We start from the raw sequence: 9,003 nt of genomic DNA, 5'->3' as shown, positions 1-9,003 counted from the left end.
GCCTCCTACGGGGGAGTGCGGACACCGACGATTTCACAGGCAGTCGCAGCCGGTGGCATAGAACAGCAGGAAGACGGCCGTCGCGGCGGTCAGGGTGAAGCCGACCGTCGTCACGGCGGCGACGCCCCGACGGCGGCGACCCCGCGCGGGGTCGCGGAAGGTCACCCAGGCGCCGTGGGCGAGGAAGAGGCTGAGCAGTCCGCCACCTACGACGGTCAAGCGCGGGCTCAAGGACCAGCTCAGGTAGGCGATGAAAACCAGGCAGACGAGCAGGGCGCAGGCCAGCAGGCTGAGGAGTGCCTCGGCGATCGTTTCCCCGACCGTCTCCACCAGGAACTCGCCGATGCCCTTCGCTGCCCTACGGACCCCCACGGCGCTCCTCGCTCCTGGCGAACTGTCGGGGCCCCCGTGCGGGCCCGGTAGGAGGGACCCGGACGGGGCCGGAATGGTTGCCATGCTGCACCAGTTCGCACCGCGCTCGCTCACGGGAACCGATCGCGGACCTCGGGAGGAACTGCTTCAGTGTGAGGGGTATCGCTCACCGACCGACCGACCGACCGACCGACCGACCGACCAACCGACCGACCGACCGACCAACCAACCGGACAGGACCCCCGAGGCGTGGACGTCGAGATCCTCCCGCACCTGCGTGACACGGCCGCCCAGTTCGGGGCCGGTGTTCCCTACGCACTGAAAGTAGTGGCCGGCCGGCTCGCCGACGACCCGGACATGGGTCTGCCCTCGGGTCTGCCGGGCATCCTCACGGTGACCCTCGACGGCGACCTCTTCGAGGACTGCCCCGCCCTGGCCATCGGTTACATCCGCGAGCCGGAGCGGATCGAGATCCGGTACGTGAACCTGGATTCCTCCACCGAGCCCGCCGCGGACGCGCAAGACGAAGAGCAGGACCGGGAGCAAGTACAGCCGGCCGATCCTGTTGCCGCCGCGGTCACCGTGCGGGAGGTCGCCGACGCCTGGCGTCGCATCACCAGCTGGCTCCAGGACAACGCCCACGACTCCTACGCTGCGCTCCACGCCGGTGCCGGCCCCGCTGCCATCGCAGCCCTGGAGGGCGACCTCGGCATCGAGATACCCATCGAGCTGCGCGTCCTGTGGCTGCTGACGGCGGGCGACGCCGGGGCCAACGGCTGGGGATGTCTGCCGGGCAACCGGGCTCTGATGACTTTGGACGCCGTGACCGCCGCCTACCAGCTGAAGATGGATGCCCAGACCCGCCAGGACACACTTGATACCGACCGCCCCGGAGACGACCGGATCACCGTGTGGAAGCCGACCTGGATACCGGTTGTCGCCCTCGGCCCGGCTGACAGCACCTCAGGGCTGTACCTGGACGCCTCGACCGGCTACTTGGGCCGGTGGTCCCGCTACAACGACTGCCCCGGCGAAGAACTCGACACGCTGGTCACCTACCTGGAAGAGGCCGCCGACATGCTCGAAGCACCGGCCCTTGCGACCCGGGACGAGCCCGGCCTGATCGGTGGGGTGCTGGTGTGGCGCAGTAGTGTCGGCCCCGCACGGGAAGGCCGGTGGCAGCCCCTGACCGGCTGACCGAAGCAGTTGCTGACCTCGTGGTGCCGGTGTCGTCCGGTCTCCGGACAGCCGCACCAAGGCTTCCCACGTGCGAAGACCGCTTCACCTGACTGCCGGCAAGTGACCGGTGGACGGCGAACTGTCGGAAAACCGGGCGACGTCCACCGTTCCGGCTGACACGCTGGCGTTCATGCCCAAGCCGGTGACTGCGAGACAACGACTTGCCGCGCTTCGCAGATACGCGGCCTTGAACGGGGAGGACTTCAACGGCCAGGATCTTGCTTCCGCTCGTACGTCGCAGTTGTGGTTCACCCGCTGCTCGTTCATCCGGGCCGATCTACGCCATGCCACCCTGGACGGTTGCCGGTTCAAGCTCTGCGACCTCAGCGGCGCAGACCTGCGCGGGGCCTCGCTGCGCGGGGTCAGCTTGGCCGGATGCGACCTACGGGGTGCTGACCTGCGCGACACCGATCTGACCGGCGCCACGCTCGGACGGGTGAACACGGGCACGCCCCCGTTCGGACTGACCGACGTCACCCGGGCCCGGTTCGAAGGAGCGTCCCTGCGCGATGTCCGGACCGAGGGCGTCGTCGGGTGGCCACCGGGGCATGGCGAGAGATAGTAGGCCCTTGGCCCGTCCGCCGGGTCGGCTCCGGTCCAGCACCGCACTCTGCGTGCGGTCTGCCCGGCGCCCTTGGTCCGCCTGGCGGACGTCCGTGTCACGGCGCAGACTGGCCAGGGACGACGGCAGTCCGGAAAGGCCTGGGACAATGGGCGACTACGTGGACCTTCCTGGTGTCAGGACGTGGTACGAGACCGAGGGCGCCGGCGATCCGTTGGTCCTGCTGCACGGAGGCTTCTGCACCAACGACACGTGGGGGGCGCAACGCGCCGACCTCGCAGCCGAATACCGCGTCTTCCTGCCCGAGCGGCGCGCGCACGGGCACACCCCTGATGTCCCAGGAGCGCTCTCGTACCAGGACATGGCCGACGATACCGTGGCGTTCCTGGAGACGGTCGTGGGGGGACCGGCACATCTCGTGGGCTGGAGCGACGGGGGCGTCGTCGCGTTGCTCGTCGCTATGGCCCGGCCCGACCTGGTCCGCAAGGCCGTGGTGATCGGGGCCAATTTCCGCCCCTCCTCCGAGTGCTTCGTCGAACCGGCGATGGTCGATGCGATGACGCCGGGCGGGGCCGATCTCACCTTCTTCCGGGAGATGTACGAAGCCGTCGCGCCGGACGGCGCGGACCACTGGCCGGTGGTGGCGGCGAAGGTGATCGACATGTGGCGTACCCAGCCGACGCTCACCACCGGGGACCTGGCCCGTGTAGAGGCACCTGTCCTCATCATGGTCGGCGATGACGACATGATGACGCTGGAGCACACGACCGCGCTGTACCGTGCGATCCCGGGCGCCCAGTTGGCCGTCGTCCCCGGTGCCTCCCACCTGGTTCCGCTGGAGAAGCCGGCCCTTGTCAACCGTCTGATCCTCGACCACTTCGCGCAGGACGAGGTGGAGACGATGCTGCCCATCCGGCGCGCGCCGAAGCCCGGAGCCACGGACGGCGCTGCGGCCTGACTCGCTGCCAGGCTTGTTCGGAATCCTGCTCACGCGTTCTTGGAACCCACCGTCCGTGGCCACCACCAGCCGCACCACGGATGCTCCGCACCGGACCGTCAGTCCTTCCTGCGGTCCCAGGGGTCTCCGATCCAGCTGTCGAAAGAAGGGATCAAAGCCACGAGGGCGGCTCCTAGCCGCCAGTCCAGCCCTGGTGCGTTCAGATGCACCGTGTCCCCGGACGACTTGAACTCCAGTGGGACCTGTCCTCCGGTGCGCCACTTGATACGGCGAGGGCCGCGTGGGAAATCACCTCCGCCACCACCGAACAGGGCCGCCACGATGATGAGCGGCAGCAGGGGCGAACAGAGCCACCACACGCACCACCAGAACAGCCGGCCTTTGTATCCCAGTGCGTCGGGACTGCCTGGGCAGCCCACCGTCCAGCGTGTGCGCAGTCCCCGGTGGAACGCCTGGTCGCGCGTGATCTCACCAAGCACTTCACCCTGCGGGCTGACCACCTGGAACTGTGCCCGTCCGCTGCCCGCAGAGACGGTGACCAGGGTGGCGACCCGCGCTGTGCGGTCCTCGTCCGCCCACAGGACGAAGGAGCGGGCGCCACTCTTCCGGGCGTCGAGATAGGCGGATATGCCGTTGGGCTGCAACTCGCGTTCCACATAGGCGACCGGTCGCGAAGAGCCCGGCCCGTCGGCGAAGTTGATCCGGCAGTCGAGCTGCCCGCCGGGGGTGGTCCTCAGTCGCCGCAGCGCTTGCAGGGTCAGAGTGCTGGTCACCCGAGGGGCTCCTTCACGCGTCTCTGTGCCGAATGGTCAACACGAAGGGACGCCTGCGTGCTCCCAGCAGTTCCTCATCCGTCCAAGCCCGTCCAGCCTGTACGGAGAGCCCGGGCAGCACACCGCCCCCGTGCCGACCTCCAGCGACGTCACGCCCGACAGCCTGCGGTGCCGGACGCTATCGGTGACCATGTCCTTGAACACCGCCATCGCGCCGAAAGCTGCGGTGACTTCGGATCGCCAGCCGGCGGACGCCTTTTCGGACGCATGCGGCTTGCTGCGTGCCACCCGAACCATGCCGGGTCATCGAGCGGCCGGCCTGGGCCCTGCTCAGTGGGGTGTGTGTCCGCTCCGGTATCCGCTCTGACACCCGGCGCCGCCGATGTAGTAGGCGTTGAGGTAGTTCGGACCGGCACCTGGCAGCTGCGTGGGGCCGGGGCCGACGCAGAGGTGGAAGTCGTTCGCGCTGCCGCCCCCTCTGACGTCGACATGGATCAGCACCGTCGTCTCGCCGCAGTGGTTGTATGCGGCGAACTGGGATTCCCGGACGTTGTACCGGAAGAAACCGCACTGTGCGGCCGAGCTCGCGTCTGCCTGCCGCACTTCTGGACCACGGACGGATTCGGCGGAGGCCGTACCCCCGGGCATCACCATCGCAGTCGCGATGAGCGCGCTCGACGCCACCGCGCAGGCGAGTCGGGGAGAATTGACCAGGGAGAGCTTCACGAACATTCCTTACGGCGAGCCATAACGATGGACGACGAGCTGATTGAGTTCGCCTGGTGCCAAGACGCCGACTACACGACTGCACCGACACGAACACCTTAACTCCACGTGATCGAACTGTGGCCCTATGCCACTGAATCGAGTGGTGGGGCGAGGCGAAACCCTCGAAAGTGGAGCCTTCCGGACGGTCCGGGCCAGAACTCGCGATCTGGCGAGCCTGCAGGTCGGGCTCGCCATCGCTCCCGAGCTGTTCCACTTGCCGCCCTTCGACGCCTACGAGCCGCAGCATCGGGCATCGCATGAACCAGCGTTGAGGACCCCGGGGCCCCGGATCGCGGCCCCTGGCCGATATCGCTACCTCGGGAACGCTGCGAGATCGATGCGGCAAGACGAGCAGGCACCCTGCTGGGCGTCCCACCTGACGACGCATCACGGCCACCATACGGACACATGGGGGGCTGTACGTGTGGCGTTCATCTATTCGACGGAATGCCGTCAGGAACCCCGTGGATGTTTCGGCCATGGACATCCCTCGTTTCGGAATTCCCGAGAAGCTCGCCGACCGCATGAGCATGGCCGAGCAGCACGAATACCTGCGCGCCCGACTCACCAGGCGTGGCGTGCTCCGTACGAGCGCAGCGACCGCGGCTGTCGCGGGCACCGGTCTGGCCTCGAGCTTCGCCTCCCCGCCCGCGTACGCCGCCGCGCCGGAAGCGGTCACGTCACGCCGGAGCTCGACGCAGGTCAACGGGTCGCTGGTCGCTCCCTTCGGCCGGCACCTTGCCTACGGGGCCGACGCGAAGACGCAGATGACGGTCTCCTGGCAGGTTCCCTTCGCCGTGAAGCGGCCCTACATCAGGATCGGGAACAAGCCTTGGGCGCTCAGCCGCAAGATCGACGCCGAGGTGCGGCACCTGACGACTCCGCTGCTCAACGACGGCAAGATCGCGGCCGCCGAGCAGTTCTACGTACACGCGGCCCTGGAGCGGCTGAAGCCCGGCACGACCTACTACTACGGTGTGGGCCACGACGGGTTCGACCCCGCCGACACCCGCAATCTCGGCACGCTCGGCACTTTCACCACGGCGCCCCCGCGCGCCGAGTCCTTCACCTTCACGGCCTTCGGCGACCAGGGTGTCAGCTACCACGCGCTCGGCAACGACCAACTGATCCTTGGACAGAACCCGGCCTTCCACCTACACGCGGGCGACATCTGCTACGCCGACCCGTCCGGCTCCGGGCAGACCACCGACACCTACGACGCCCGCACCTGGGACCAGTTCTTGGCCCAGACCGAGACGGTGTCCAAGACCGTGCCGTGGATGGTGACCACCGGCAACCACGACATGGAAGCCTGGTACTCGCCCGACGGCTACGGCGGCCAGAACGCCCGCTGGACGCTGCCTGACAACGGCCCGGACCCGGTCAACCAGCCTGGCGCGTACTCCTTCACGCACGGCAACGTCGGCGTGATCGCGCTCGACGCCAACGACGTCTCGTACGAGATCCCGGCCAATTTCGGCATCAGCGACGGAAGGCAGACCCGCTGGCTGGACCGTCGCCTGGGAGAGCTGCGGGCCCGTCACGACATCGACTTCATCGTGGTGTTCTTCCACCACTGCGCGTTCTCCACGACCAACGCGCACGCCTCGGACGGTGGGGTGCGCGACGTCTGGGTGCCGCTCTTCGAGAAGCACCAGGTGGACCTGGTCATCAACGGTCACAACCACGTCTACGAGCGCACCGACGCGATCCTGAAGAACACGGTCCGGCGCGCGGTCCCGATCGGCGAGCGCACCGACCCGACGCGGGACGGCATCGTGTACGTCACGGCCGGCGGTGCGGGCAAGGCGCTGTACGACTTCCCGGCACCGGACAGCTACGAGGGTCACGTAGCGGACCAGGAGAGTGTGAACACGTACCACGTGGTCAAGGGCGGCGGAAAGGCGACCGAGACCGTGGAATGGTCCCGGGTGCGCTACACCGGCTTCTCGTTCCTCGCGGTGGAGGTCGAGACCGGCCCGCACGCCCGGATGAAGGTCACAGCGCTCGCCGAGTCGGGAGAGCGTGTCGACCACTTCGAGATCAGCCGGGACTGAACGGCCAGGGGCGGGGACGAGCGGCCGAACGCTGGTACCCCGCCTCGGTCGGCGACCGGACGGGGGCGGATCCACCCTGCCAACGAATATCCACGTCCGTACGACCGGATGGTGCTGCCACCCGTAGCCGTCGCGTTGGCCACCTCGATCCCGGAGGCGGGACAAGCATGCGTCGTCCGGGGCGCAGTGGGTACGCGAGGTGCGACAACGGCCCGACCCGCACCAGAATGGGCGAGCACCGAGGGAGCAACGACATGACGGACCGCAGGCCCCAGGGAACCGCCTACACCGGGGCGGAGGGCAGCCCACCGCCGACACCCGCCGACATGCCCGACCAGCAGGCCCAGGAAGGTGAGGACGCACTCGACGTGATTCTCCCGCCGCGTGCGGCCGAGCCGGACGCCGACGTGCCCGACCCAGACGAGGCCGGCTCGGGCCGCAAGGCCGCCCGCAACGCCGGAGTGCACCCGGAGCATCCCGCCCCGGACGAGTCGACGGGCTGACTCCGGGCCCACCTACCCGGCGGCCCACTCCGCCGGACGCAACTCATACGAGTCCACCGGGCGCTCGACCGCGTCCTGGCCGCCCAGCACTTCGCGGACCCTGGATGTTGCAGTAGCGTCCGGTGGGGGAGGTCCGTTGATGAGTTTGCGACTGGCGGCATATGCCGTGTGTGTCGAGAAGGGGCGGGTACTCCTCGCCTGTCACGTATCGCCGAAGGGCGAGACCAACTGGACTCTTCCGGGCGGCAGGGTCGAGCACGCGGAGGATCCGTTCGATGCGGTGATCCGGGAGGTCGCTGAGGAGACGGGCTGCGACGCAGTGGTCGAACGTCTGCTGGGTGTGGACTCAAGGCTCATCCCCGCAGCCGAACGCACCGTCCCCGGCGGACCGGAACACCAGAACGTCGGCATCTTCTACCAGGTCCGCATCACCGGCGGCCAACTCCGGCCGGAGCCGAATGGTGAAGTCGCCGAGTCGGTCTGGACTCCGATTCCCGACGTCGCCGACCTGCGCCGGTCATCGTTGGTCGACATCGGCCTCGCCTTGGCGCGGACCCTGCCGGCAGCCGGCCACGTCGCTCCGGTCCCGGTCGGCGGACTGATCCAGCACTGAGGCAACCGCCGACATCCACCTGGCCTTTTGGCCGTCATCCGGCCCGGGTGATCGGCCGGAAAGGGTCCAGCAGAGCCGCATTCCGTCGATTCGCTCCCGGGCCGCGGACCACAAGGGCGCGAGCCTGCAAAGCTCCACGCGGACAAGCGATACGACTACGCCAGCCTGCGCCGATGACGCGAACGGGGCGGCGTACGCCGACGCGATGTCTGAGTACGCCACCCTGGAGCTGAACGAGCTGTGGACCCGGCCCTCGACGGGCTGACCGGTCCCTTTCCCGTTACTTCGGGTCGCGGTCGAACAGTGACTTGGACCAGAAGTAGCCGAGGACCGTGAGACCCAGGCACCAGGCGACGGCGAGCCACCCGTTGTGGCCGATCTCGCTGCCCAGCAGAAGGCCCCGGAGTGTTTCGATGGCGGGGGTGAACGGCTGGTACTCGGCGATCGGCTGGAACCAGCCCGGCATCGCGTCGACCGGAACGAAGGTGCTGGAGATGAGCGGCAGGAAGATCAGCGGCAGGGCGTTGTTGCTCGCTGCCTCGGCGTTCGGGCTGGACAGTCCCATACCGACCGCGATCCAGGTGAGTGCCAGGGCGAACAGCGTGAGCAGCCCGAATGCCGCGACCCACTCCAGGACGGTGGCATCCGTTGACCGGAACCCGATGGCCACCCCCACGGCCCCGACGAGGACCACACTCATGACGCACTGCAGCACGCTGCCGAGGACGTGCCCGATGAGCACCGACTCGCGAGGGATCGCCATCGTCCGGAAGCGGGCGATGATGCCCTCGTTCATATCGGTGGAGACGGAGACGGCGGTGCCGACCACGGTGGAGCCGATGGTCATCAGCAGGATGCCGGGGACGAGATACGCGATGTACTCGGACCGGTCAGCCCCGCCGTCCCCGATGCCGGCGCTCATCACGTCGCCGAAGATGTAGACGAAGAGGAGCAGGAGCATGACCGGGGTGAGTAGCAGGTTCAGTGTGAGGGACGGGTAGCGGCGGGCGTGCAGCAGGTTGCGGCGCAGCATGGTGGATGAGTCGCGTACGGCGAGGGAGAAGGTGCTCATCGGGCTGTCTCCTTGGGCTGGGCGGGGACGGTGGTGGCGGTGAGGGCGAAGAAGACGTCGTCGAGGTCGGGGGTGTGGACGGTGAG

At 68.3% G+C, this 9,003-nt stretch carries 10 protein-coding genes; 6 read left to right on the top strand and 4 right to left on the bottom strand.

Going from position 1 to position 9,003, the window contains the following annotated elements:
- Positions 1-33: 33 nt before the first annotated feature.
- Positions 34-372 (bottom strand): lysine transporter LysE, encoded by a 339-nt coding sequence (locus tag ACFWFI_RS37465; RefSeq protein ID WP_387399389.1) that lies wholly within the window; start codon positions 370-372, stop codon positions 34-36.
- A gap of 249 nt (positions 373-621) precedes the next feature.
- Here ACFWFI_RS37465 and ACFWFI_RS37460 point away from each other — a divergent pair, with 249 nt between their 5' ends.
- From ACFWFI_RS37460 to ACFWFI_RS37450, 3 genes are all read left to right on the top strand, one after another.
- Entirely contained in the window at positions 622-1,569 is a 948-nt protein-coding gene (locus ACFWFI_RS37460; RefSeq protein ID WP_387399386.1) for an SMI1/KNR4 family protein, read from the top strand.
- 172 nt (positions 1,570-1,741) lie between these two features.
- Positions 1,742-2,173, top strand: coding sequence for a pentapeptide repeat-containing protein (locus ACFWFI_RS37455; protein WP_387399383.1), 432 nt, complete (start codon positions 1,742-1,744; stop codon positions 2,171-2,173).
- Positions 2,174-2,321: 148 nt separating this feature from the next.
- Positions 2,322-3,131 (top strand): alpha/beta fold hydrolase, encoded by an 810-nt coding sequence (locus tag ACFWFI_RS37450; protein WP_387399380.1) that lies wholly within the window; start codon positions 2,322-2,324, stop codon positions 3,129-3,131.
- 98 nt (positions 3,132-3,229) lie between these two features.
- On the opposite strand, the gene ACFWFI_RS37445 is transcribed toward ACFWFI_RS37450, so the two are convergent.
- Complete coding sequence (locus ACFWFI_RS37445; RefSeq protein ID WP_387399378.1) at positions 3,230-3,904, bottom strand: hypothetical protein; 675 nt, start codon at positions 3,902-3,904, stop codon at positions 3,230-3,232.
- A 330-nt stretch (positions 3,905-4,234) separates the two neighbouring features.
- Positions 4,235-4,630, bottom strand: a complete 396-nt coding sequence (locus ACFWFI_RS37440; protein ID WP_387399377.1) for a DUF6355 family natural product biosynthesis protein — start codon at positions 4,628-4,630, stop codon at positions 4,235-4,237.
- Between the two features lie 521 nt (positions 4,631-5,151).
- Here ACFWFI_RS37440 and ACFWFI_RS37435 point away from each other — a divergent pair.
- The 3 genes from ACFWFI_RS37435 to ACFWFI_RS37425 all read left to right on the top strand — a co-directional run bounded on the left by ACFWFI_RS37435 (position 5,152) and on the right by ACFWFI_RS37425 (position 7,845).
- Complete coding sequence (locus ACFWFI_RS37435) at positions 5,152-6,729, top strand: purple acid phosphatase family protein (protein ID WP_387399375.1); 1,578 nt, start codon at positions 5,152-5,154, stop codon at positions 6,727-6,729.
- A 254-nt stretch (positions 6,730-6,983) separates the two neighbouring features.
- Positions 6,984-7,232, top strand: coding sequence for a hypothetical protein (locus ACFWFI_RS37430; protein ID WP_387399373.1), 249 nt, complete (start codon positions 6,984-6,986; stop codon positions 7,230-7,232).
- A 139-nt stretch (positions 7,233-7,371) separates the two neighbouring features.
- Complete coding sequence (locus ACFWFI_RS37425) at positions 7,372-7,845, top strand: NUDIX hydrolase (RefSeq protein WP_387399371.1); 474 nt, start codon at positions 7,372-7,374, stop codon at positions 7,843-7,845.
- Positions 7,846-8,125: 280 nt separating this feature from the next.
- Here ACFWFI_RS37425 and ACFWFI_RS37420 read toward each other — a convergent pair whose 3' ends face one another.
- Entirely contained in the window at positions 8,126-8,917 is a 792-nt protein-coding gene (locus ACFWFI_RS37420; RefSeq protein WP_387399369.1) for an ABC transporter permease, read from the bottom strand.
- Positions 8,918-9,003 lie beyond the last annotated feature (86 nt).

Origin of the sequence: Streptomyces sp. NPDC060209, assembly GCF_042728155.1 — a bacterium.
Classification (GTDB): domain Bacteria; phylum Actinomycetota; class Actinomycetes; order Streptomycetales; family Streptomycetaceae; genus Streptomyces.
Note: the sequence above shows the minus strand (reverse complement) of the source record. Positions and strands in the feature narration are given on the sequence as shown.